At 59.5% G+C, this 23648-nt stretch carries 19 protein-coding genes; 12 read left to right on the top strand and 7 right to left on the bottom strand.

Annotated elements, in window-relative coordinates:
• Window positions 1–1199 precede the first annotated feature (1199 nt).
• The 8 genes from M1E04_RS10400 to M1E04_RS10365 all read left to right on the top strand — a co-directional run bounded on the left by M1E04_RS10400 (window position 1200) and on the right by M1E04_RS10365 (window position 10250).
• The gene (locus M1E04_RS10400; protein ID WP_456292907.1) at window positions 1200–2555 is read left to right on the top strand and encodes an iron-containing redox enzyme family protein; all 1356 of its coding nucleotides are present in this window, start codon (window positions 1200–1202) and stop codon (window positions 2553–2555) included.
• Between the two features lie 47 nt (window positions 2556–2602).
• Complete coding sequence (locus tag M1E04_RS10395; RefSeq protein WP_456293174.1) at window positions 2603–3553, top strand: methyltransferase; 951 nt, start codon at window positions 2603–2605, stop codon at window positions 3551–3553.
• A complete protein-coding gene (locus tag M1E04_RS10390) occupies window positions 3550–3861 on the top strand; it encodes a hypothetical protein (protein ID WP_065988801.1) in 312 nt (103 codons plus the stop codon). The genes M1E04_RS10395 and M1E04_RS10390 overlap by 4 nt, the downstream gene beginning before the upstream one ends.
• Window positions 3862–4005: 144 nt before the next feature.
• Window positions 4006–4521: a DUF4142 domain-containing protein gene (locus M1E04_RS10385; protein ID WP_065988800.1), complete on the top strand. Its 516-nt coding sequence runs from the start codon at window positions 4006–4008 to the stop codon at window positions 4519–4521.
• 135 nt (window positions 4522–4656) lie between these two features.
• Entirely contained in the window at window positions 4657–4899 is a 243-nt protein-coding gene (locus tag M1E04_RS10380; protein ID WP_065988799.1) for a hypothetical protein, read from the top strand.
• 801 nt (window positions 4900–5700) lie between these two features.
• Entirely contained in the window at window positions 5701–8400 is a 2700-nt protein-coding gene (ligD, locus tag M1E04_RS10375; protein WP_456292906.1) for a DNA ligase D, read from the top strand.
• Between the two features lie 358 nt (window positions 8401–8758).
• Window positions 8759–10006 carry a zinc-dependent alcohol dehydrogenase gene (locus M1E04_RS10370; RefSeq protein ID WP_456292905.1) on the top strand — a complete coding sequence of 416 codons (1248 nt, stop codon included), beginning with the start codon at window positions 8759–8761 and terminating at the stop codon, window positions 10004–10006.
• 25 nt (window positions 10007–10031) lie between these two features.
• The gene (locus M1E04_RS10365) at window positions 10032–10250 is read left to right on the top strand and encodes a hypothetical protein (RefSeq protein ID WP_456292904.1); all 219 of its coding nucleotides are present in this window, start codon (window positions 10032–10034) and stop codon (window positions 10248–10250) included.
• Window positions 10251–10332: 82 nt separating this feature from the next.
• On the opposite strand, the gene M1E04_RS10360 is transcribed toward M1E04_RS10365, so the two are convergent.
• Window positions 10333–11190, bottom strand: coding sequence for an SDR family oxidoreductase (locus M1E04_RS10360; protein WP_296310538.1), 858 nt, complete (start codon window positions 11188–11190; stop codon window positions 10333–10335).
• A 444-nt stretch (window positions 11191–11634) separates the two neighbouring features.
• On the opposite strand from M1E04_RS10360, the gene M1E04_RS10355 reads away from it, so the two are divergent.
• Both M1E04_RS10355 and M1E04_RS10350 read left to right on the top strand, forming a co-directional pair.
• On the top strand, window positions 11635–12015 hold the full coding sequence (locus M1E04_RS10355; protein WP_192130274.1) for a RidA family protein: 381 nt from the start codon (window positions 11635–11637) through the stop codon (window positions 12013–12015).
• A gap of 122 nt (window positions 12016–12137) precedes the next feature.
• Window positions 12138–14132 carry a peptidase U32 family protein gene (locus tag M1E04_RS10350; protein ID WP_065988793.1) on the top strand — a complete coding sequence of 665 codons (1995 nt, stop codon included), beginning with the start codon at window positions 12138–12140 and terminating at the stop codon, window positions 14130–14132.
• Between the two features lie 55 nt (window positions 14133–14187).
• On the opposite strand, the gene M1E04_RS10345 is transcribed toward M1E04_RS10350, so the two are convergent.
• On the bottom strand, window positions 14188–14517 hold the full coding sequence (locus tag M1E04_RS10345; protein ID WP_456292903.1) for a hypothetical protein: 330 nt from the start codon (window positions 14515–14517) through the stop codon (window positions 14188–14190).
• Between the two features lie 286 nt (window positions 14518–14803).
• On the opposite strand from M1E04_RS10345, the gene pcsA reads away from it, so the two are divergent.
• On the top strand, window positions 14804–15523 hold the full coding sequence (pcsA, locus tag M1E04_RS10340; protein WP_065988791.1) for a phosphatidylcholine synthase: 720 nt from the start codon (window positions 14804–14806) through the stop codon (window positions 15521–15523).
• Window positions 15524–15619: 96 nt separating this feature from the next.
• Here the strand turns inward: pcsA and M1E04_RS10335 are convergent, their stop codons facing one another.
• Window positions 15620–16081, bottom strand: a complete 462-nt coding sequence (locus M1E04_RS10335) for an Lrp/AsnC family transcriptional regulator (RefSeq protein WP_192130271.1) — start codon at window positions 16079–16081, stop codon at window positions 15620–15622.
• Window positions 16082–16287: 206 nt separating this feature from the next.
• On the opposite strand from M1E04_RS10335, the gene M1E04_RS10330 reads away from it, so the two are divergent.
• On the top strand, window positions 16288–17448 hold the full coding sequence (locus tag M1E04_RS10330; RefSeq protein ID WP_456292902.1) for an aminotransferase class V-fold PLP-dependent enzyme: 1161 nt from the start codon (window positions 16288–16290) through the stop codon (window positions 17446–17448).
• A gap of 169 nt (window positions 17449–17617) precedes the next feature.
• Here the strand turns inward: M1E04_RS10330 and M1E04_RS10325 are convergent, their stop codons facing one another.
• From M1E04_RS10325 to M1E04_RS10310, 4 genes are all read right to left on the bottom strand, one after another.
• Window positions 17618–17845, bottom strand: a complete 228-nt coding sequence (locus M1E04_RS10325; RefSeq protein WP_456292901.1) for a hypothetical protein — start codon at window positions 17843–17845, stop codon at window positions 17618–17620.
• A 9-nt stretch (window positions 17846–17854) separates the two neighbouring features.
• Window positions 17855–18139, bottom strand: a complete 285-nt coding sequence (locus M1E04_RS10320; protein ID WP_456292900.1) for an Imm15 family immunity protein — start codon at window positions 18137–18139, stop codon at window positions 17855–17857.
• A 103-nt stretch (window positions 18140–18242) separates the two neighbouring features.
• Window positions 18243–18875, bottom strand: coding sequence for a hypothetical protein (locus M1E04_RS10315; RefSeq protein WP_065988789.1), 633 nt, complete (start codon window positions 18873–18875; stop codon window positions 18243–18245).
• Between the two features lies 1 nt (window position 18876).
• Window positions 18877–23214, bottom strand: coding sequence for an RHS repeat-associated core domain-containing protein (locus M1E04_RS10310; RefSeq protein WP_456292899.1), 4338 nt, complete (start codon window positions 23212–23214; stop codon window positions 18877–18879).
• Window positions 23215–23648 lie beyond the last annotated feature (434 nt).

Genomic DNA, 23648 nt, shown 5'->3' with positions numbered 1-23648 from the left:
AAGCATCGCGTGCATGCGATGTGACTGACTGAAATCCGGACGGCGCGACCGCATATCCCTCTTAGGACCGGCTTTAGCCGGGAAGACGTCAGATGCCTCACCGCAAAATCCGTTGCGGACTCAATGGCCTATTCCCGGCTGAAGCCGGTCCCACTAAAAGCATCGCGTGCCTCCAATGTGACCGACTGAAACCCGGACGGCGCGACCGCATATCCCTCATAGGACTGGCTTTAGCCGGGAAGACGTCAGATGCCCCAACGCAAGATCCGCTGCGTACTCAATGGCCTATTCCCGGCTGAAGCCGCTCCCACCAAAAGCATCGCGTACCTCCAATGTGACTGACTGAAACCCGGACGGCGCGACCGCATATCCCTCGTAGGACCGGCTTTAGCCGGGAAGACGTCAGATGCCTCAACGCAAAATTCGCTGCGGACTCAATGGCCTCTTCCCGGCTGAAGCCCGTCCCACTAAAAGCATCGCGTACCTCCAATGTGACTGACTGAAACCCGGACGGCGCGACCGCATATCCCTCGTAGGACCGGCTTTAGCCGGGAAGGCGTCAGGTGCCTCAACGCAAGATCCGCTGCGTACTCAATGGCCTATTCCCGGCTGAAGCCGGTCCCACTGAAAGCATCGCGTGCATGCGATGTGACTGACTGAACCTCGGACGGCGCGACCGCATACCCCCCGTAGGACTGGCTTTAGCCGGGAAGGCGTCAGGTGCCTCAACGCAAGATCCGCTGCGTACTCAATGGCCTCTTCCCGGCTGAAGCCGCTCCCACCAAAAGCATCGCGTGCCTCCAATGTGACCGACTGAGTCCCGGACAGCGCGACCGCATATCCCCTGTAGGACTGGCTTTAGCCGGGAAGACGTCAGATGCGTAAACGCAAGATCCGCTGCGGACTCAATGGCCTATTCCCGGCTGAAGCCGCTCCCACTAAAAGCAGACGGTTACAACGATCCATTTTAGGCATCAGCGGCAGACGCAAACCCAGTAGGAGCCGGCTTGTTGTGGCGGCTACCCTCCCGGCGGTCGGGTCACGCTGTACGATTTTCAGGCCACGCGGCGTCGATTGAATCGAAATAAGCGCCATTCATCTCCGACAGCTGTCGATCATCGACTGCCCTGCAACTCGATGGAATTTTCGCGAACTGCCTCCCTCTGACCTACATATCAAGAAAAGTCAGCAGGCTACCCATGACCTCTTTACAGCTACTGTCCGAGCGTTCTGCCACGGCGCACCTATCCAACGGCGCCCACCATTCGCTGTACGCCCGTCTGCTGCGCGGACAGGTGGACAGCGAGCGGGACAACGTTCGCGACTTCCTCCAGGAGCAACTGGAGAAGGCGAATACGCTGCCGTCAAACCTGCCTGCTGACCTCAACGATCTGTCGGCATGGGTGGCCAGTAACAGCCATTCCGTGGCCGAGCAGTATGGCGTCTATCTCGAGGAACGCCGCGCCGGCGGGCCCAGGAAGTTCTTCACCAACAAAGCTCACGCGCTGTTCTTTCTGCAAAGTGTTGCGCCGAGCAAGCTGGTAGATGGCGCCTGGCTGTACGGCACGGTGAAGCATGCCAACGACTGGCGCTATCACGGCTTGATCCGCACCTACCTTGAAGAGCTGGGCGACGGCGAGCCTGCGCTGAATCACGTCGTGCTGTACCGCAATTTGCTCACCGAACACGATTGCGCGCCCATCGCGCCACTGGATGATGCGCTCTATCTGCAAGGCGCCATTCAACTGGGGCTCGGCCATTTGAGCGACGAATTCCTGCCGGAAGTGTTGGGCTATAACCTGGGCTACGAACAACTGCCGCTGCACCTGCTGATTACTGCCTTCGAGCTGAGTGAACTGGGTATCGACCCGTATTATTTCACCTTGCACGTGACCATCGACAACGCCAGCTCCGGCCACGCCCATAAGGCGGTGCAGGCCGTGCTGGATCTGTTGCCGAACGACGACAGCAAGGATGAGTTCTTCCAGCGTCTGCGCGCAGGCTACCTGCTCAACGATCTGGGCATTGGTTCGACCGACATCGTCCGCGCCTTCGATCTGGAAGAAGAAGTGGTCTCGATGCTGGAGACCAAAAGCACCTTCGGCCAGCACATGCATTCCGATTACTGCCGCCTTGAAGGCCGGACCATCAACGACTGGCTCGCCACCCCTGGCCAGAGTCGCCAGCTGCTGAGTGCGCTGGAGGACCGTGGCTGGATCAAGCGCAATCAAGACCCGCAGGACAGCCGCTTCTGGCAACTGATCGACGGTCCCGGCGCCGTGATGTTCGGTGTGTTCAGCGGCTATGAGATGCAGCTGCTCAAAGACTGGATCGCCGGTGACTGGCAGGCCTCCGAGCAGAGCAATCCGTTTCGCGCGCGCTTTCGCCGTCGCCCGGTGGCCGCGGCCGACATCAGCCAGCCGCGCAATACCCCGTCCCTGCCGCTCGAGCGACTGGTCCAGTTGATCGCCCCCGATTCCCATTCAACGCCTGAAGGTCTGGCGGCCACTCGAATCTATGCTCGCCAGCTGGCGCAAGGAAGCCTGACGCAATGAACCAGCAGACACTGCTTGAACCGAACCTTGATCAGTCTGCGCCGGACATGCCGGAAATGACCGACGCAAGCCACGACCTCGCGCTGCTCCAACTGGGACATCGTCTGCAGGACGGCGGCTATCGTTTCACCACGGTCACGCCGCTGACCCATCAACGGGTCAACGCCCGTGAACAGAACCGCGAGGCCCGCAGCCTGCGCGACGTCTTCGGCTGGAGCCGCCCGTTCGTAAGCGGGTTGCTGGACGAAGCCGAACTCGAAGCACTGCTTGCCGCGGGTGTGCTGCGGGCCCACGCCGGCATGTGGGTCAGTGAAGTGCGTTGGTCGAGCCTTGATGACTTGCTGTTCGTCCACTCCGCCTTCCCCACCGTGGCTCACGATTCGGTGTTCTTCGGCCCCGACACCTATCGCTTTGCCCAGGCCATTGAAGAACACCTGCGCACCTCGACCCACCCGATTCGTACTGCCGTCGACATCGGCTGTGGCAGTGGCGTCGGCGCGATCCTCATCGGCCGTGCCCGACGGGATGCGAGTGTGCTGGCGGTTGACATTAACCCCACTGCCCTGCGGTTCACTGCCGTGAACGCGTCGCTGGCCCAGGCCGACAACGTGGTCGCTTACCACAGCGACATCCTGGCGGGCACCACCGGGGAGTTCGACTTGATCGTCGCCAACCCGCCGTACATGAAGGACACCCAGGAACGCGCTTACCGCCACGGTGGCGAACAACTGGGCTCCGAGCTGTCCGTGCGCATCCTGGCGCAAGCCATTGAGCGACTGGCGCCGGGCGGCAGCGTATTGCTGTACACCGGCGCGCCCTCGGTCGACGGCGTTGATCTGTTCCTCGAACAGGCGCGCGCACTCGTTGATCGTCCTGATCTCGCCTGGTCCTATCGCGAGATGGACCCTGACGTGTTCGGTGAAGAGCTGGAAACCGACACGTACCAGGACGCTGACCGCATCGCTGCCGTGGTGCTGACGGTCACGCGGATTCAGTGAAATACCCAACGACGCCGGACGGTCGCTATTTCGTCGTCAAGGGCCAACTGTGGCGCTGCAGCAACCCGGCCCTCGGCGAAGAAGAGCGCCAGCAGTGGGTCAATGCGCTGATGAAGGCGCGGCAGGCCGTCAAAGCCGCCAAACGGGCCGATGACGCTACCGCGCTCCAGGGGGCTCGCGCTTCGGTCAATGCGGCGAAGATTGCACTGGGCGAGCGCGGTCCGGTCTGGTGGTCGGACGGTGCGGCGGACTTCAATCGCTTCAAGGCTGTGAATACGCCTTATCGGAACTGGTTTGAATCGCTCTGACACAGAGTTGCGGACGGTTTAAGGCGTTCCACAGGCGACCTGACAGCAGCTGGTTATGAAATTCTCTGAACGATTAATGTGATCAGTGCGTCGGATTAGTTGCTGGCACTCAAGCCACGTCAAGGACAGAAGAGGAACTTCACTATGGCAAATCTTATTCAGACTTCCGCACTCGCATTGTTGATGGCTATCGGTAGCCAAGGCGCTTTTGCAGCCCAAGACAACGACGACTTCGTGGAAGATGCATCCGCCAAAGGTGTGGCAGAAGTTGAAGCCGGTAAACTCGCACTGGAGAAAGGCACTTCCGCTGATGTGAAAGCCTTCGCGGAAATGATGGTCAAAGATCACACGGCCGCCAATACCAAATTGAAAGGCATTGCTGACACCAAGAAGCTGGAAGTGTCTGATAACGCCATGCTCATGGACAAAGCCAAAGCGATGATTCTTGAGCTGCGCAGTTCGAAGTCGTTTGATCAGGCGTATGCGAACAACCAGGTTGTCGCCCATGAACAAACCATCGAGCTGTTCAAGAAAGAAGCCGCTGAAGGCAAAGACGCTGATCTGAAAGCGTTCGCGACCGCTACGTTGCCAAAGCTGGAAGAGCACCTGACCCACGCCAAGGCCTTGGCCAAAGCACACGGCGGTGACGCTGCTAAATAATTCGGAGGAAGCCTGTCACGGGCTGATTCGAATCTTTAGTTGAAGGAGGCAGGGTTTAGACACCCTGCCTTTTTCATGTCTGTCAGTGTGTGATCAAGCAATCCGCGCCTGCCCCCCTATAACGTGAGGCCCGACATGAGCAATGCGACCCGCAATCAAATGGCTGTTGTCCTCAATCAACTGGACGAACTTCGCGGCAGCGTTAACGAACTGTTCCGGCTTGAACTGGCCGAAGTCACCGAGCTGACCGGCCACCAGACGGTGGACGATAAACAGAGCATCGCCCAATGCTTTGCTACGCTGGAAGCGTCTATCGTGGACATGGAACAGACCCTGGCGATGCTGGCGGAAGCGACGGAGCAGCGTGGGGCTGTATAGCGCGTCTACGCTCTGCGCCAGGCCGTCGATTTTGCAGTGTCTTGGCCGACGCCTTCCCGGCTAAAGCCAGTCCCACTATCGGGCCGCGCTGCACCCGTAGGACCGGCTTCAGCCGGGAATTGGCCCGTTCAGGCGCGGATATTGTACGGTGTGCCAGTTGACGCCTTCCCGGCTAAAGCCGGTCCGACTATCAGACCGCGCTGCACGCGTAGGACCGGCTTCAGCCGGGAACTGGCCCGTTCAGACGCCGATATTTTGCGGTGTGCCACTTGATGCCTTCCCGGCTAAAGCCGGTCCTACTATCGGGCCGCGCTGCACCCGTAGAATCGGCTTCAGCCGGGAAATGGCCCGTTCAGGCGCCGATATTGTGCGGTGTGCCACTTGACGCCTTCCCGGCTAAAGCCAGTCCCGCTGTTGAGCCGCGCTACACACGTAGGACCGGCTTCAGCCGGGAATTGGCCCGTTCAGGCGCCGATATTGTACGGTGTGCCACTTGACGCCTTCCCGGCTAAAGCCGGTCCTACTATCAGACCGCGCTGCACGCGTAGGAACGGCTTCAGCCGGGAACTGGCCCGTTCAGGCGCGGATATTGTACGGTGTGCCACTTGACGCCTTCCCGGCTAGAGCCAGTCCGGCTGTTGAGCCGCGCTGCACCTGTGGGACCGGCTTCAGCCGGGAATTGGCCCGTTCAGGCACCCCCATTGTTGCGGGTGTCAGTAGAGGATCGAACCGATACCGGAACTCCGCCCGCGCCGCGAACTCTGCGTTTAACAGACACAGGCTGCAGGCTGAGGGATTTCCATGAGTGCCGGACTGGACGAATACAACCGCAAGCGCGATTTCGACGCGACGCCCGAGCCGTCAGGCAGCGCGAAGAAAAAACGCGCTTCGAGCAAAAAAGCAGCCCATGCCCTGCAGTTCTGCATCCAGAAGCATGACGCCTCCCGCCTGCATTACGACTTCCGCCTCGAAATCGATGGCACGCTGAAAAGCTGGGCCGTGCCCAAGGGCCCCTCGCTGGACCCGGGAGCCAAGCGCCTGGCGGTGCACGTTGAAGATCACCCGGTCGAATACGCCACCTTCGAGGGCAGCATCCCCGAAGGGCATTACGGTGCCGGCGACGTCATCGTCTGGGACCGCGGCGTGTGGACACCCCTCACCGACCCTGCCGAGGCCTACGCCAAGGGCAAACTCAAATTTGAACTGCAGGGCGAGAAGCTCGGCGGCGTGTGGAACCTGGTCAAGACGCACATTCCCGGCAAGCAGGAGCAGTGGTTCCTGATCAAGCATCAGGACGAATTTGCCCGCCCGGAAAGCGATTACGACGTGGTCAGGGAACTGCCCGACAGCGTGCTCAGCGAGCGCACCCTGATCCCCAAAAAACGCGGGAGCAAAACGGCAGCAACGTCAAAGTCGGCAGCGCCCAAGCCTGACAAGCCCAAAGCGGTAGAGAAAGTCCCCGCCCCCCGGAAGAAATCCGCCAAGGCGCAACTGGTCGGCGCCGAACCTGGTGATATCCCGGATCTCATCAAGCCCGAACTGGCGACGCTGGTTGAGTCCGCGCCGGAGGGCGACTGGCGCTACGAGATCAAGTTCGATGGCTACCGGGTCATGGCGCGAGTCGCCGAGGGCAACGTGCAGCTGTTCACCCGCAATGGCCATGACTGGACGCACAAACTGCCGCACCAGGCCGACGCCATCGCCGGACTGGGCCTTGAATCAGCCTGGCTCGACGGCGAGATGGTCGTCGCCAACGACGAAGGCGTGCCCGACTTCCAGGCCCTGCAGAACGCCTTCGAGGCCGGTCGTAGCGGCAACATTATTTATTACCTGTTCGACATGCCCTTTCTCAACGGCATGGACCTGCGCGAAGTGCCGCTGGAACAGCGTCGCGCCGCGCTGTCCAAGGTGCTAGAGCGGACCGACGACGAGGTGCTCAGGTATTCCGAAGACTTCGCCGAAGTGCCGGAAGTCCTGCTCAACAGCGCCTGCCAGATGAAAATGGAAGGCCTGATCGGCAAGCGCGCCGGCAGCCCTTACCTGTCGCGCCGCAGCGGTGACTGGATCAAGCTCAAGTGCAAGCGCCGCCAGGAATTCGTCGTCGTGGGCTACACCGATCCCAAGGGCGCGCGCAGCAAATTCGGCGCATTGCTCTTGGGTTTGCACGATGCCGACAGTGGCGAACTGAGGTACGCCGGCAAGGTCGGAACCGGTTTCAATGAAGCGACATTGGGCACGATCTACGACCAACTGGCGCCGCTCCACGGCAAGAAGGCTGCGGTGGTCAATCCGCCCACCGGCTTTGAAGCCAAGGGCGTGCACTGGCTCAAACCAGTGCTGCTGGCCGAAGTGGCGTTTGCCGAGATCACCAAAGACGGATCGGTCCGGCACGCTGTTTTCCATGGCCTGCGCACCGACAAGCCTGCGGAGTCGATCACCGAGGAGCTACCGGCGCCGGCGCCATCAACCGATCAAACGTCGAAGCCCGGGCAGGCGTCAGACGTGCCAGAAGCACGGTCGGAAGACACGCCAAAACCTGCGACCCCGCGTAAGCGCGCGAAGGCATCCAAGCCTGTCAACGCCGAAGAAGGTCCGCATGAGTCCGACGCCGCCGACACCCGAACAGGCAAGATTCGCCTGACCCACCCCGAGCGAGTGATCGATCCCACCAGCGGCGCGACCAAGCGCGACCTCGCCGATTACTACATCCGCATTTCCGAATGGCTGCTGCCGCAACTGGCCCAACGCCCGGTGGCGCTGGTGCGGGCACCGGAGGGCATCGGCGGCGAGCTGTTCTTTCAGAAAAACGCCGACCGCCTCGCCATCCCCGGCATCGAGACCATGGGCAAGGAATACACCGGCCATCCGGTGATGCTGATCAACAACATCGAAGCACTGATCGGTGCGGTGCAGATGAGTGCCATGGAGCTGCACACGTGGAACGCCGTCGCCAAGAACCTTGAGCGGCCGGACCGCTTCATACTTGACCTCGACCCCGATCCGGCGCTGCCCTGGAAAACCATGGTGGAAGCCACGCAACTGACCTTGGCTGTGCTGGATGAACTGGGGCTCAAATCGTTCCTGAAAACCAGCGGCGGCAAGGGGATTCATGTGGTCGTGCCGCTGACGCCGAAAGCGGACTGGGACGCCGTGAAGGATTTCAGTCATGCCATCGTCAAGCACATCGCCAGGCTGCTGCCGGAGCGGTTTTCGGCGGTGGCCGGGCCGAAGAACCGCATTGGCAAGATCTTCATCGACTACCTGCGCAACGGCCTCGGCGCCACCACGATTTGCGCGTACTCGGTGCGCACCCGGGAGGGCCTGCCGGTGTCGGTACCGATCTATCGCGAAGAACTGCTGGAGATCAAAGGCGCCAACGCCTGGGACATCAACACCGTCCACGAACGTCTCGCCGAACTGGACAGCGACCCGTGGGCGGACCTGGGCAAAACACGCCAGACCATCACCCCCGACATGCGCAAACGGGTTGGGCTTAAATAACCCATCCGCGACGCGGGCTTCCTGTAGAACCGCGATGACGTAGTAGGACCGGCTTTAGCCGGGAAAGGGTCGGCAGCCACACTGCAAAGATGATGGTGTCTACACAGGCCCCTTCCCGGCTGAAGCCGGTCGCACAGAAGCACCGCGATGACAGAGTAGGACCGGCTTTAGCCGGGAAAGGGTCGGCAGCCACACTGCAAAGATGATGGTGTCTACACAGGCCTCTTCCCGGCTGAAGCCGGTCCTACCAGCACCAAACGCACCGCTAATCCCCCACCGCTGCAAAGTCCTGAACTAAACCCCTCGCCGCCTGCTCCGCTACTTAGTTGCCCCTAATTAATCGCGGAGAAAAACCACAATGAGAGCACTCACCTACCACGGCGCCCATGACGTGAAAGTCGATACCGTCCCCGATCCGGTCATCGAACAGGCTGACGACATCATCCTGCGCGTGACCGCCACCGCAATCTGCGGCTCCGACCTGCACCTCTACCGCGGCAAAATCCCCACCGTCGAACACGGCGATATCTTCGGCCACGAATTCATGGGCATCGTCGAAGACACCGGTTCAGCCGTGACCGCCGTGCAGCGCGGCGACCGGGTTGTCATTCCCTTCGTCATTGCCTGCGGCGAATGCTTCTTCTGCAACATGGACCTGTACGCCGCCTGCGAAACCACCAACACCGGTCGCGGCGCGATCATCAACAAGAAGGCCATTCCACCGGGGGCTGCGCTGTTCGGCTTCAGCCACTTGTACGGCGGCATCCCTGGCGGCCAGGCCGAATACGTGCGCGTGCCGAAAGCCAACACCGGACCGTTCAAGGTCCCTGGCACGCTGTCGGACGAAAAGGTGCTGTTCCTCTCCGACATCCTGCCCACCGGTTACCAGGCGGTCCTGAACACCGGCATCGGCCAGGGTTCGAGCATCGCCATCTACGGCGCGGGTCCTGTGGGGTTGATGGCTGCGGCCGTGGCCCGGATGCTCGGCGCCGATCAGATCTTCATGGTGGACCATCACGCTTACCGACTGGCGTACGCCCAAGCCACCTACGGCGTGATCCCGATCAACTTCGATGAAGACGACGACCCGGCCGATACCATCATTCGTCAGACCAAGGGCATGCGCGGTGTGGACGGCGTGGTCGATGCGGTGGGTTTCGAAGCCAAAGGCAGCACCACCGAAACCATTCTGACCAACCTGAAAATCGAAGGCAGCAGCGGTAAGGCGCTGCGCCAGTGCATTGCTGCCGTGCGCCGTGGCGGCGTGGTCAGCGTGCCGGGTGTGTACGCCGGTTTCATCCACGGCTTCCTGTTCGGCGATGCGTTCGACAAGGGCCTGACCTTCAAAATGGGCCAGACCCACGTGCAGCGCTACCTGCCGGAATTGCTGGAACACATTGAAGCCGGCCGTCTCGCGCCCGAAGCGATCATCAGCCACCGCATGTCTCTGGAGCAGGCCGCTGAAGGCTACAAGATTTTCGACAAGAAACAGGAAGACTGCCGCAAGGTCATCCTGACCCCCGGCAGCCCGGACATCCCTTTGGCTGCATCCGTGACCGAAACTGAAACGGGTACTGCAACGGTTACCGGCATCCCCGCCATGTAATCCCGCGCGGAACGAGGACAATGAAATGGACACGCTGTTCTCGGCCGCCCTGGTGGTCATCATCCTTCTGATCGACGTGTGGGCCATCGCCAATGTCTGGCGCGGTCCCGAATCGCCCTGGACCAAAATCGGCTGGGTGGTGCTGATCTTCATTTCCCCAGTGATCGGCGTTGCCATCTGGGGCATCGCCGGGCCACGGGGCATAGCCAGAGCCCCCACGTCCAGGGTACGCCGCAAGGGCTGAAGCGCTGCGAGGGCTGCCTCCTCTGCTGCGCGGCGAGCAGGCGCGAGTCCTGGGCGCGACGCAGCAGTCCATCCATGATCAGTTACAGGATCGGCTTGCCGCCGGTCACCCCATAACGTGTGCCCGAAATGTAACTGCCTTCGTCGGAGCCCAGCAGTACGTAGATCGGTGCGACCTCCACCGGCTGACCCGGACGGCCAAGTGGCGTCTCCTCGCCGAAGCTTTTCACGTCTTCGTCGGTCATGGTCGACACAATCAGCGGCGTCCAGATCGGGCCGGGCGCGACGCTGTTCACGCGAATGCCGCGCTCACCGAGCAACTGCGCCAGGCCAGCGGTGAAGTTGGCGATGGCGCCCTTGGTGGCCGCATAAGGCAGCAGCGTCGGCTTCGGCGAATCGGAATTGACCGAACTGGTGTTGATGATCGAACTGCCCGCAGTCATGTGGGGCACCGCCGCCTTGCAGATGCGAAACATCGCGGTGACGTTGATATCGAAGGTTTTCACCCATTCCTCGTCGGAGATTTCCTCAAGAGATGCGTGGGACATCTGGAACGCGGCGTTATTGACCAGCACGTCGATGCGGCCGAACTTCCTCACCGTTTCATCGACGATGGCCAGGCACTGCGCCTTCTCGGCCAGATCGCCCGGCAGCAGCAGGCACTGACGGCCCGCCTCCTCCACCCAGCGTGCGGTTTCCTTGGCATCTTCGTGTTCATCGAGGTACGAAATCGCCACGTCAGCGCCTTCACGGGCGTAGGCGATAGCGACTGCACGGCCAATGCCGCTGTCGCCGCCGGTGATCAGCGCAATCTTGTTGCTCATGCGGCCCGAGCCCTTGTAGCGGGTCTCGCCGCAGTCCGGGTAGGGGTCCATTCGGCTCTGATCGCCAGGAACAGGCTGCTGTTGAGGCTTGAACGGCGGTTTCGGGTAATCAGTCATGGGGCTCTCCTTGAAATGTTCCAACCCAAACGGTCAGCGTTAAAAGTGGACTGAACGACCGGGGACGAGTTCGGAGTTTTTTTGCAGCGGCCCTGCTCGACGATTTGCCAGATGTTCCAGCGCCGGGGTTGATTGTTCCCGCAACGGAAACACTGTATTGCGAAATGATAGCTAGCTAACGGTTAACCTCACTGCTAGTTTCAATGACGTTGAATCCGCCGATTTGACAACCCCCCCGGAGCCGCCTTCACGTCAGAGATAACGTGACGGCGGCTCGCTTTTTGTGGACAGCCCCAGGCGCATTGGCACGAATTTTCTGATCGGACCCCTGCTCACTCGGCCGGCCACAACGCTGTCAAGCCTCCCTTTTCCCTTCCGAGTCGGACATCATGGCCGTCGGCCATTCCTGGCCGGTCATCCACACATTCGTAGAAGAGAACGCCCATGGCCAACCACGACATCACCTTCACGCCGGATCCTGACGCCGATTCCATCTCCTCGGACGTCGCCGGTTTCGGCGGTCTGCTGGTTTCCACGCAGATCCCAACGCGCGCCGACGGCAGCCTGGAACTGGGCGGTATCGTCGAGCAGAGCGAATGCACGTTGCAGGCGTTGAAAGGGGCACTGGAGCGGGCCGGCAGTTCCATGGACCGCGTGCTCCACCTGACCATCTACCTCACCGACATGGCCGATCGCGCCGCATTCAACGAAGTCTACACACGCTTTTTCGCCAAACCCTGGCCTGTGCGCGCCGCAGTGGGCGTCGCCGCGTTGGCCGTCGAAGGCATGCGCGTGGAAGTCACGGCGATGGCCGCCAAGGCCTGATCACGCGGGTTTCCGGCGCCCCCACCCCACGGGCGGGCGCCATCGGGCAGCAGACGGGTGCCGGTCAGGCGTTTCGCCGCTACAATGCGCGCCTTGACCGTGACCGTGCCGACTAAAAAAATATGTCTCTGCCCAAACATCACCTGGAATTGCTCAGCCCTGCCCGCGACGTGGCCATTGCCCGCGAGGCCATTCTGCATGGCGCTGACGCGATCTACATTGGCGGCCCGAGCTTCGGCGCGCGCCACAACGCGGCCAACGACGTCAGCGAAATCGCCCAACTGGTCGAGTTCGCCCGCCGTTACCACGCCCGCGTCTTCACCACCATCAACACCATCCTTCACGACAACGAACTTGAACCGGCGCGCAAGCTGATCCATCAGCTCTACGACGCTGGCGTCGACGCGCTGATCGTGCAGGACCTCGGCGTGATGGAGCTGGACATTCCGCCCATCGAGCTGCACGCCAGCACCCAGACCGACATCCGCACCATGGAGCGGGCACGCTTTCTCGATCAGGCCGGCTTCTCGCAGCTGGTGCTGGCCCGTGAGCTGAACCTCCAGGAAATCCGCGCCATCGCCGACGAAACCGATGCCGCCATCGAATTCTTCATTCACGGCGCGCTGTGCGTAGCTTTCTCCGGTCAGTGCAATATTTCCCACGCACACACCGGGCGCAGTGCCAACCGTGGCGACTGCTCCCAGGCCTGCCGTCTGCCCTACACGCTGAAAGACGATCAGGGCCGCGTGGTTGCCTACGAAAAGCACCTGCTGTCGATGAAAGACAACAACCAGAGCGCCAACCTGCGCGCACTGGTGGATGCCGGCGTGCGTTCGTTCAAGATAGAAGGCCGCTACAAGGACATGGGCTATGTGAAGAACATCACGGCCTACTACCGTCAGCGTCTGGACGAGATCCTCGAAGACCGTCCGGACCTGGCCCGCGCCTCCAGCGGCCGCACCGCGCACTTCTTCCTGCCGGACCCGGACAAGACTTTCCACCGGGGCAGCACCGACTATTTCGTCACCGACCGCAAGGTCGACATCGGCGCGTTCGATTCGCCGACCTTCACCGGCCTGCTGGTCGGCGTGGTCGAGAAAGTCGGCAAGCGTGACTTGCAGGTGGTGACCCATGAGCCGCTGTCCAACGGTGACGGCCTCAATGTGCTGGTCAAGCGCGAAGTGGTGGGTTTCCGCGCCAACATCGCCGAGCCAAAAGGTGAGTTCGAAGAAGACGGCGAGAAGCGCTACCGCTACCGCGTCGAGCCGAACGAGATGCCAAAAGGTTTGCAACTGCGGCCCAACCATCCGCTCAGTCGCAACCTCGATCACAACTGGCAACAGGCTTTGCAGAAGACCTCGGCCGAACGCCGCATCGGCCTGTCATGGGTGGCGCGCCTGCGTGAAGAGCGTCTGGAACTGGTCGCCACCAGCGAGGAAGGCATCAGCGCTCGCGTCGAGCTGAACGGCCCGTTTGGCGTCGCCAATAAACCGGAGCAGGCGCTGGAGCAGCTCCACGATCTGCTCGGCCAGCTCGGCACCACCGAATACCACGCGACTGCCATCGAGCTGGACGCGCCGCAAGCGTTCTTCATTCCGAACTCGCAACTCAAAGCGTTGCGCCGTGAAGTCATCGAGACCTTGACCGCCGCTCGCATCCAGGCGCACCCGCGCGGTGCCCGCAAGCCGGAAACGTCGCCGCCGCCGGTTTACCCCGAGGCGCACCTGTCGTTCCTGGCCAACGTTTACAACGAGAAGGCGCGGCACTTCTATCACCGTCACGGCGTGCAGTTGATCGACGCCGCGTACGAGGCCCATGAAGAGAAAGGCGAAGTGCCGGTGATGATTACCAAACACTGCCTGCGCTTCTCCTTCAACCTGTGCCCCAAGCAGGCCAAGGGCGTGACCGGCGTGCGCACCAAGGTCGCGCCGATGCAACTGGTCCATGGCGATGAGGTGCTGACGTTGAAGTTCGATTGCAAGCCGTGCGAGATGCACGTGATCGGAAAGATCAAAGGCCATATTCTGGGCCTGCCCCAGCCGGGCAGCGGCGTGCAGGTGGTGGGGCATATCAGCCCGGCTGATCTGCTGAAGACCATCCCGCGCGGGGCGCACTGATCCTGCTATCGCGTTGATTGCTCGCGCTGCACCTCCAGGGCTGCAGCGCGGTCAGTCAGCGCCGTGCGACTTCGTGCTTGATGCAGCCTTCGTAATACACCTGTTTGACGCTTTCCGGCCGCAGCCTCGAAGGGCTGTCGTAAGTCTGCTCGGTAATGCCCAGGGCACTTATGCGCATCCACTGCTGGGCGAAATGCTGGGCCTGCATCTTCTTGCGGGCGCCGTACAGCGTCAGGCCGGACAGTTTGTATTGTTGAGCGGTACCGGCCATCCCCGCGCCCCAGGTGCAGAGGTCGCGTTCGTTCTTGTTTGGACTGCGCGCGAAGGCCTGGGAAGTCACCGTTATGAGCACGCAGAAGGTCAGTAGAGTCTTGATAAATGACATGCGATTCCTTGCCTAAGTGACTGATCAGGCGTGGATTCTGACGAGGTACGGCGCCCACCGGGGCCAGCATATTGCCTTTTTTGTTTGTCAGCCGACCAATGACACCTGCACCCCTGCGCTCCACGGCACGGCGTCACATTTGAGTAACGAAAGCCTGCGCCGCCTGCTACCGTGTAGGGGTTACGTATGAACCTTATCGACCGATCCCCGGTCGATAGATGCACCTCTGGTTCCGTCGACCGTTGTTGTACCCGACCGAACCCGCTTATTTCCAGAAGGACCGTCCATGATTCCGATTCAACGCATCGCCTGGCTCAAGGCCTGGGGCGCCCATGGTTTTACCGCCACGGGCGTGGTGCTCGCCTTTCTCGCGACCATTGCTCTGTTCGACAACCAACCCAAGGCGTGCCTGCTCTGGCTGGGCTTCGCCCTGATCGTCGATGGCGTAGACGGCTCCCTGGCGCGCAAGCTGAACGTGCAGTCGGTTTTGCCGCACTTCGACGGCTCGGTGCTCGACCTGGTGATCGATTACCTGACCTACGTGTTCATTCCCGCCCTGTTCATCTACCGCTACATCCCGCTGCCGGAATACACCCTGCTGCTGACCACCTCGATCATCCTGGTGTCGTCGCTGTTCTGTTTCTGCAACGTCGAAATGAAAAGCAAGGACAACTACTTTCAGGGCTTCCCCGCCGCCTGGAACGTGGTCGCCCTGTGCGTCTACATCCTTTCCCCGGCGCCGTGGCTGACTTTCATCACGGTGATCTGCCTGGCGCTGCTGACGGTGACACGCATGAAGTTCCTGCACCCGTTCCGCGTCCGCCGCTTCATGCCCCTCAACATCGCAGTCACTGCCGTGTGGTTCTTCTGCAGCTTCCTGCTGGTGATGAATCATCCGTACAACGGATCGGTGGCCCTGTTCGTGTGGTTGGCCATGTCGGCGTACTTCCTGGGGATCTGCATCTGGCGCACGTCCATGGAATGGATCGACAAAGCCCGCGTCTGATTCGTCGGACGACTTTCTTCGACGCATAAAAAAGCAGCCCTCTTCGGAGGGCTGTTTTTTTTGCGCAGGATTTGAATGAAGCGTGCTGATGCGGGTTTACAGCGTGTAGCTCAACGGCAGCTGTGTCGTGGACTTGATCTGCTCCATGGCGAAGCTGGAACTCATGTCAGTGATGCCCGACAACTGGATCAGCTTTTTGTAAACGGCATCGTAGCCAGCGATGTCCGGCACCACGATCCGCAGCATGTAGTCGGTGTCGCCGGCCATGCGATAGCACTCCACCACTTCGGGCAGCGTGGCGATCAGATCATGGAAACGACCCAGCCACTGGGCGTTGTGCTGATTGGTTCGAATGGCGGCGAACACCGTTACCGCGACGTTCAACTGCGCCGGGTCAAGCAGCGCGACTCGCCCGCGAATCATGCCCTGCTCTTCGAGCTTTTGTACGCGACGCCAGCATGCGGTGCTGCCGAGGCCGACGCTGTCGGCGATTTCTGCAATCGGGCGGGTGCAGTCGTTTTGCAGAATGCTCAGGATGGCCTGGTCGAATTTGTCCATGGAACGCGCGGTGGCCTCGGTGAATTCATATGCCGGGAAGCGATAAGGATAGGCCAGAAAGGCCAGTTCATAAAATGATATTCCTTTTAATGAGCCTTTGATGGAAATTCATTCTAATCCGAGGGCAAATCTCCGTTGAGGAATCAATTTTTTTTCACCCTGACGCTAGTAGTATTTTCGGCACGACGGACAGCGCAGAACTCCCCATGAAAACACTCCCTTGCTATTTCGATTACGCCGCCACCACCCCGGTCGATGACCGCGTCATCCAGGCCATGGTCACCTGCCTCGGCCGCGAAGGTACCTTCGGCAACCCGGCCTCCAGCTCCCACGCCTACGGCAATCAGGCCCGGCAGTCCGTGGAGTTGGCGCGCCGTCAGGTTGCAGAACTGGTGGGTTGCAGTGCCGATGACCTGGTCTGGACCTCAGGCGCGACAGAGTCCAACAACCTGGCGATCAAGGGCATCGCGCTCAACCTCAACAATGGCGCCCGCCGTCACCTCATCACCAGCACCATCGAACACAAAGCCGTCATCGACACCGTTCGCCAGCTTGAGCAAGCCGGTTGCCCGGTGACCTGGCTCGAACCCGACAGCCGCGGCCTGATTCACCCCGACGCCGTGCGCCACGCACTGCGAGATGACACGCTGTTGGTGTCGCTGATGCTGGTCAACAACGAACTGGGCACCGTCACCGATATCTCGGCCATCGGCCAAATCGTGCGTGAACACGGGGCCCTCTTCCACGTCGACGCCGCCCAGGGCGCTGGCAAACTGGCGATCGACCTGAGCGCATTGCCGGCGGACCTGATGTCCTTCTCCGCGCACAAAACCTACGGCCCGAAAGGCATCGGCGCACTCTATGTCGGCGACCGCGCGCGATCGCTGCTCGAAGCACAGATGCACGGCGGCGGCCACGAACAGGGTTACCGCTCCGGCACCCTCGCCACCCACCAGATCGTCGGCATGGGCGCGGCGTACGCACTGGCCAGCGCCGAAATGGACGAAGAAGTCGCGCGCATCGCTGCGTTGTCCGCGCAGTTGCGCAAAGGCCTGCTCGGCCTGAGCGGCGTAAGCCTCAACGGCGATCCCCACCAACGCGTTCCCCATACGCTCAACGTCTGCATCGACAGCCCGGGGTTTAACGTTGCCAGCCTGGCGAGCGAACTGGCGGTTTCTTCGACCTCGGCGTGTAACTCCGCGAGCAGCAGCGTTTCTCACGTGTTGCTGGCGTTGGGGCTGAGTAAAGCCCAGGCCGGGAGCAGCTTGCGGTTAAGCCTGGGGCGGTATACCGAGGTGGGTGATGTGGAGAAGGCGATCGCAGTGATTGCCGGGAAGTTGACTGCGCCGGCGGCGACGTTTTGGTGAGGAAACTGGATCAGAAGCGAATTTGATCGTAAGGGGACGATTATAAGGGGACTGATTTATTTACAGCGCTTCACCGTAAATTAATCTGTCCCCGATAGCGGAAGGGGTTAAAGGTTCAAAAGGTCTCCGTCCCCTTTAACCCCCGACTAGGTAGAAGCGGCTAACCGCTTTAGGCTTCACTCTTTTTTGGAACTGCGTAGATCCTTGTTATGTCTTCGCCGCTAGCCGAGTCATAGAATTTACTTTCATAGAAATCAAAAATCGCCTCGAGATTGCATCTTGAAAAATGTTCTTTAACTTCACCCCTCTCTTGTGAGTCCTCACGCTTCTGTTTGGCTTTTATCTTTTCTAAAAATCCAGTTGAACCTGCCTCCGGAAATACGAAGATGTGCGGCATCAGTACGCCCTATTCTGCGAACAGATCAAAGTCAGGAAAACTTACTGCAAAAAATATATCCTCTCTATCTTTAGTTGCTGAAAGCGCTCTAATTGAGCCAATAAGAAAAAATGCCAGGCTGATCAAAAATTCCGAACTCTTGTCGCTCCCTATACTTTTCTTTAAGACCTTTAGCCGGTGATACCTAGAGATCAATGGCATTTCTTCGAAACTTTCGAATTCGGAGAAAAAAACGCTTAAATCGTTATAGGGTTCTTTGCTGATTATTTTACGGAATAGCTTCGTCAAATTCATTTTTTCGGAATACTCCATCCATGACCGTTCAGCCAGTCGATAGTCCCTCTTGAAAACCTGAGTTAAAGGAATCCGTCCCCTTTAACCTCTTTAATCTTATACATCAGTAATAGATCAGCTCGCGTACATTGTTCACGAAACGAATCTCGGCATCGTCGCCGACTATTCCCTCAAACTCTCTAAAAAAGAAGTCCAAGTCCTTTGAGAATGCAAAGAATGCATCGCGACCATGCTCTCCAGACACCAACGATCGTAGTATATAGTGGCAACTTTCATGTAGAGCTTCATACAGCTCTTTTCCGATTATTGATAAATATTGCTCCTCAATAATACTAGCAAGCATCGAACTTTTAGGCATTGTTGTGGGCCTATGCCTCGAGATCACGTTGTATTTCCTCAGATCTTTGTCATACTGCAGATGTTCTTGAACCAGCCTTTCAAATTTGCCGCCCTTATCTCGGAACAGGAGCCGAGGCATTCCTTCGACGTCTTCCGCCAATGGTATTTTTATACTCAAATGATTTATATCGACTGAATAGCATTTGGATACAAGCGCTTTTATAGCTGATTTACCTTGGGCCGTGGCTCCGAAGCCAACCCCTCCTTGCAGATTCGTAGCCATCACCAATGCGAACTCGTCAGTATCATCCGCGGACATTTCGCTTATAAAATCGTTAGCATGATTCTTAAACTCAGCAAATTCGGCTTTAAAGCATAAGATCTTGTAGTATTTCATATCAGATTCCTGTACGTCCTGCCGGGTAGGTGAACACTATTACCGCACCCTTTGTATTTGTGGCGTGAACATGTGGCATTTCATGGTGAGCTGGTTGATCATCTCCGACCAAGTCAGGATGCCCATCTGGATGATCGAACACTTCTGGTACCCCACCTTCACCCCTGCGCCCTAGCGTAGTGATCCCGCGACTTTTCATACAGTTGCAATTCACTCCATGGCTACTTAGGTTGAGATCTTTCATTGGGATCGCCTGCCCACCTCTACCTAACCGCGGTACCTGAGCATGTTGCTGAGCCTTTTTCATCGCAGCCCTACGGCTATTCGTTGCGACAACTTTTTGCAAACCGAGTGGGTCGATCCAACCCGTCGGGTTCGGCACGTAGTAATAGAGGTTTAGCCCACCACTGTAGCCAATCGGGTCCTTGCTGATAAATCGCCCGACCCTTGGATCATAGTATCGATGCCGGTTGTAGTGCAGGCCGGTCTCGTGGTCGTGGTATTGCCCCTGGAAGCGGATCGGGTTGGTCAGGCCGACTTGTTGGGCGAACTCCGAGCGCTGTTCGGTTGCTTCGCCCCACGCCTTGTACTGGGCGCTCCAGGCGGTGTTGCCGTTTTGGTCGGTGATTTCCTGGGGCGTGCCGAGGTGGTCGCATTGGTACCAAGCGAGGGCGTCGATGGGCAGTGCGACCGGCTTGTAGTTCCAGAGCGGGTCTTCTTTGAAGTTGTAGCGGCCCTGATAGGTCGGCTGGCTGACGAGACGAATCGTTTCGTGGCGGATGGCCTGGGCCACCGGGACGAAAGTGCCGGGCTCGTGGATGTAGTGGACGGTTCGGCCCAGGGCACCGGCGTATGGCGGAGGACTGCTTTCCCACGCCAGGTTGTCGCCGTCCCAGCCGTACAGGGTGAAGCCGCAGCCGAGTTCGCGCTCTTTTCGCGCGTGTTCGTTTTCGTTCCAGCCGGTGCCGGCTTCCGGGCGCGGTCGGTAGTGGGCCTTTGAGAGTTTGTAAAGGCGCCGTCCAAGGGGGTCATAGCCGAAGTCGACAGCCAGGCGCGAATCTCGGAAATGCGCGAGGCGATCGAAGAGATCCCAGTGCAGCTCGCTGCGCAGGCCGTTGGTCCAGCGCTCCGTCTGGTTGCCGCGTTCGTCGTATTCGTAGTGGTTGCCGGCGTAGTCGCGCAGCAGGTTGTCGATCAGCTTGTGGCGGACTGGCTCGGGATCTAAAGGTCGGCGGACTGGCGCGTCGCTGTCGTTTAGCAGGTTGCTGGCCGGGTCGAAAGCGAAGGTTTCCACGCCCAGGCGGCTGGTGGCATTGATTAGTCGGCTGACGGGATCGTATCGGTAGCTCAACTCCCCACGGCGGCTGTCGTTGATGTCGGTAAGTTGGCCGGCAGTGTCGTAGGTGTAGACGCGTTTTATGAGCGTGGATTTGTCGTCTGCTCGTCCTAGCAGTTGTTCTTGGAGGCGTCCCGCCGGGTCCCAGCTTTGGGTTTGCAGGAGTTGGTTGCCCTGGTGGCGGGCGACTTCGCGATGCAGGTCGTCACGCTCGTAACTGAGGAGTTCGTGCTCATCGAGCTTGAGGCCCAGCAGATGGCCGCTGCCATAAGTCAGCCAGCTGACGCGATGGCCGTCGGGACGCGTGGTCGCGACGCGGTTATTGAGCGCGTCGTACTCGTTCTGCCACACGGCAACCAGTGGTTTATCCAGATTTGAGTAATGCTGGTGCTCGCGCAGCAGATTCCCAGCCGGATCGTGAAACCATTGCAGCTTGCTGATGGCGTTGGTCGCCATGACCAGATGGCCGTTGCCATCGTAGGCAAAGGTTTCGCTTTGGGATTTCTCTCCCAGCGTGGCCCGGCGTTCGGTCAGGCGGCCCATGGGGTCGAAGGTCAAGGCAATGGAGCGCTGGCCGTTGATGGTCTGAGCGAGCCGCCCCGTGTCGGGGTCGTACTGATAGCGAGTCGAGCGATTGTCGAAGCCGCGTTCTTCCAGCAGCCTCCCGACCGGGTCGTAGTGAAAATGCGCGCTGCGTTCGTTTTCGTTTTCCAGCGCGATTAACCGGCCGAGCTTGTCCCAGCGGTAGCGCAGGGTTTGTTCGGCGGCATCGACGCGTTCAGCGATAAAGCCGGCAGCGTTATAGCGCCAGGTGGTGCAGCGTTCGAGACCATCAGAATGAGCCAGCAAACGACCTTCGGCATCGCGGCTAAAACGTTCTTCGGTTTTGTCCGGATGCTTGATCAACACCAACTGGCCGGCTTTGTACTCATACGTCGTGCTGTAGCCAGCGGGGTCGGTAAAGCGAACCATCTGGCCGCGTTCGTTGTACTCCCAGCTACTCACCTTGCCCGAGCAGTCGGCGTACTTAACGAGCTGACCCGCGTCGTTGTAGGCCAACGATTTGGTATTCCCGTAGGCATCCTTTATCGCCGTTGGAAGCCCGAACGAGTTGTAGGCGTATTCGGTAACGTTCTCTAGCGGGTCGATCGCCTCGATCAGATTTCCACGAAGGTCGTAGTCCCGCTTCCACAGTCCACCCTCGCCATCGCTGATCTTGATCAGATGGCTTTTATCGTCGTAGGCGTAGTTCATCACGCTGTGATCAGCGCGAGTGTGCTCCGTCAGATTGCTTAGCTTGTCGTAGCGATAACGATCGGTGCTGCCGTCGGTGTGGACGTGGCGAATGATGTTTTTCGCAGCATCACGGAAGAACCATTCCGAACGCCCGTCCGCATGGCAAATGCGATAGGTGTAGCCAAGGCTGTCGTAGTAGTGCCGGGTTTCGTGGCCCAAAGCATCCGTGACGTAGGTCAGACGGATGTTTTCATCCCACGTCAGCCGAGTATCAAAGCTGCCGTCATCGGCCCATTCACGAATGGCCTTGGCGTCGGCCCCCGTGCCTTGCCATTGCAAGTTCAAACCGCGATTGGTGCGGTCGGTATAACGAGTAATCAGGTGGTTTTGATACTGGTAGTGCCAGGCCGAACCGTTTTCGTCCTGCGCTAAAGTGAGATCGCCAGAAACGTCGTATTGATACGCGCACAGTTGACGTTTGACTTCGCCATCACGTATTTCCCAAAGGCCCGTCAGACGCCCTTGATCATCAATCAGAGTGCCAAGGCGAAGATGGACTTTGTTTACATCTTTCTCCGAGTAAGTCACCAACTCGGAAAGCACCAATCCCCCACCGTGCCGATGCTCGTAATGCAGCATCACCCCAGCGTCGTTGGGCAAAACCTTGTTGATCAGAACAAAACGACCACCCCGTCGAACATAGGTTTCCCTGTGCTCAAGCCCTCGCATCAGCAACAGCCGATCCTTGCCGAGTCGAATAACGGTTAGATTTTCAATGGCGTTGAAATGAAACAGCTTGACCTTGGGCAGAGGGAATTCATGGCTGCGACCGTCGGCATCGTGGAAGACCAGACGATCACCCACACAATCAAACCGCGTGGTAAACGGCGTAATCCACCGTGCACCGATTACGTCATGATCGAAGGCATCCAGACTGGAGCAATAAGTCCGCGTCCACTCAATCGGAAACGGCCCCGGCAGGCTGAAATCGGTATGACTGACCGACTCCGAACCCATCGCAAAGCTGATGCTCTTGATCGTCGACGCGCAGGCGCAATTCTTCTGTTCGTTGGGCCGACCCTTGGCAGGCCTCTCGTGCTGAACAACTTCGAGCTTGCCTTCGCCGGCCCGGCGCTTGGCCTGATTAACCATCCCCGGCTTGATGTTGAAAGACTGCCCATGCCCGTTGCGCGCCCGCCAGGAGACCACTGCACCCGCCAAAGTCTGCAGCAACGCCCCAATCGAGTTCTGGACCCCAGGATCCGCCAGACCATTAATCTGGGTCCGAAGCTCGGAGCCCATGGCACGCAGCGCTTTGGCCTGCCTGCGTACCGGGTCTTTCAGCACCTCAGGCACAAGATGTTCGACGGTGCCGTTGACGACGTGTTGGCCGGCAGCGATGTAAACGTCGGCAACCGCGATGAAGATATTGGAAATCGCGCCTTTGGGATCGTAGTCCCACTGCTGGCGCCCCTCGCTGATCAGCTCCACCGCCTCAAGCAGCGTGCCCTCGGCATCGAGATCGCCGTTGATCACGCTCTCCAGGCCCTTGGCGATCTCGTTCAACACGCCTTCGCCCAGTTTCCCCGCAGCGTCGAGAATCCCGGGAAGCTTGCCCTGCGCCTGGGTCACGAAGTCATCAAGCGTCCCAACGATGTCCGCATTGAGATGCCCAATCAGCACCTCAATCAGCGAATCCCCAAGCACCAACTTGCCCGCCTGCCGCATCTCCTGACGCACCAGAAACAGCGTCGGCCGCAGGCTCATTCGCGCTGCCGCCATGGTCGGCGGAATCGGCAAGACGCCAATCAGATTGATGCCCAGACTCACCCAATCCAGCGGATCGCGCGTCTCACTCGTCGCCAGCCGAACGATGTCATTCAGCGCATCGACCAGCGCCATGACGTTGCCCACCACCGGTAGAAAACCGGCAGCGCTCTTGATCCGCCCAAGCGAAACAACCCCGCCGCTGATGTCCTGCAGCCAGGCATCGACATTGGCCGCGCCAGCCCCGACGTCCTCAAGCTGGATCTGATCAAGCGGCACAACCGCCACTTCAGGTTCGCGTTTCTCACCACAAACGGGCAGATTTAAGGGGGTTGCCAAGGATGCTCTCCGTGCTCAAAAACCATCCGAAAAGGCGTGAATGCCGATCCGGGGGCGACGGAGATATCAAGGGCTATGCCAGCTATAAATTAGCC

This window comes from Pseudomonas sp. AK106 (assembly GCF_053903055.1).
This window is presented reverse-complemented; position numbering and strand designations above follow the sequence as displayed.

Bases quoted from the DNA above. Each gene is read 5' to 3' on its own strand.
- M1E04_RS10400 (WP_456292907.1), top strand. From the start codon at position 1,200: ATGACCTCTTTACAGCTACTGTCCGAGCGTTCTGCCACGGCGCACCTA.
- M1E04_RS10395 (WP_456293174.1), top strand. From the start codon at position 2,603: ATGCCGGAAATGACCGACGCAAGCCACGACCTCGCGCTGCTCCAACTG.
- M1E04_RS10385 (WP_065988800.1), top strand. From the start codon at position 4,006: ATGGCAAATCTTATTCAGACTTCCGCACTCGCATTGTTGATGGCTATC.
- M1E04_RS10380 (WP_065988799.1), top strand. From the start codon at position 4,657: ATGAGCAATGCGACCCGCAATCAAATGGCTGTTGTCCTCAATCAACTG.
- ligD (WP_456292906.1), top strand. From the start codon at position 5,701: ATGAGTGCCGGACTGGACGAATACAACCGCAAGCGCGATTTCGACGCG.
- M1E04_RS10370 (WP_456292905.1), top strand. From the start codon at position 8,759: ATGAGAGCACTCACCTACCACGGCGCCCATGACGTGAAAGTCGATACC.
- M1E04_RS10365 (WP_456292904.1), top strand. From the start codon at position 10,032: ATGGACACGCTGTTCTCGGCCGCCCTGGTGGTCATCATCCTTCTGATC.
- M1E04_RS10360 (WP_296310538.1), bottom strand. From the start codon at position 11,190: ATGACTGATTACCCGAAACCGCCGTTCAAGCCTCAACAGCAGCCTGTT.
- M1E04_RS10355 (WP_192130274.1), top strand. From the start codon at position 11,635: ATGGCCAACCACGACATCACCTTCACGCCGGATCCTGACGCCGATTCC.
- M1E04_RS10350 (WP_065988793.1), top strand. From the start codon at position 12,138: ATGTCTCTGCCCAAACATCACCTGGAATTGCTCAGCCCTGCCCGCGAC.
- M1E04_RS10345 (WP_456292903.1), bottom strand. From the start codon at position 14,517: ATGTCATTTATCAAGACTCTACTGACCTTCTGCGTGCTCATAACGGTG.
- pcsA (WP_065988791.1), top strand. From the start codon at position 14,804: ATGATTCCGATTCAACGCATCGCCTGGCTCAAGGCCTGGGGCGCCCAT.
- M1E04_RS10335 (WP_192130271.1), bottom strand. From the start codon at position 16,081: ATGGACAAATTCGACCAGGCCATCCTGAGCATTCTGCAAAACGACTGC.
- M1E04_RS10330 (WP_456292902.1), top strand. From the start codon at position 16,288: ATGAAAACACTCCCTTGCTATTTCGATTACGCCGCCACCACCCCGGTC.
- M1E04_RS10325 (WP_456292901.1), bottom strand. From the start codon at position 17,845: ATGCCGCACATCTTCGTATTTCCGGAGGCAGGTTCAACTGGATTTTTA.
- M1E04_RS10320 (WP_456292900.1), bottom strand. From the start codon at position 18,139: ATGAATTTGACGAAGCTATTCCGTAAAATAATCAGCAAAGAACCCTAT.
- M1E04_RS10315 (WP_065988789.1), bottom strand. From the start codon at position 18,875: ATGAAATACTACAAGATCTTATGCTTTAAAGCCGAATTTGCTGAGTTT.
- M1E04_RS10310 (WP_456292899.1), bottom strand. From the start codon at position 23,214: ATGAGCCTGCGGCCGACGCTGTTTCTGGTGCGTCAGGAGATGCGGCAG.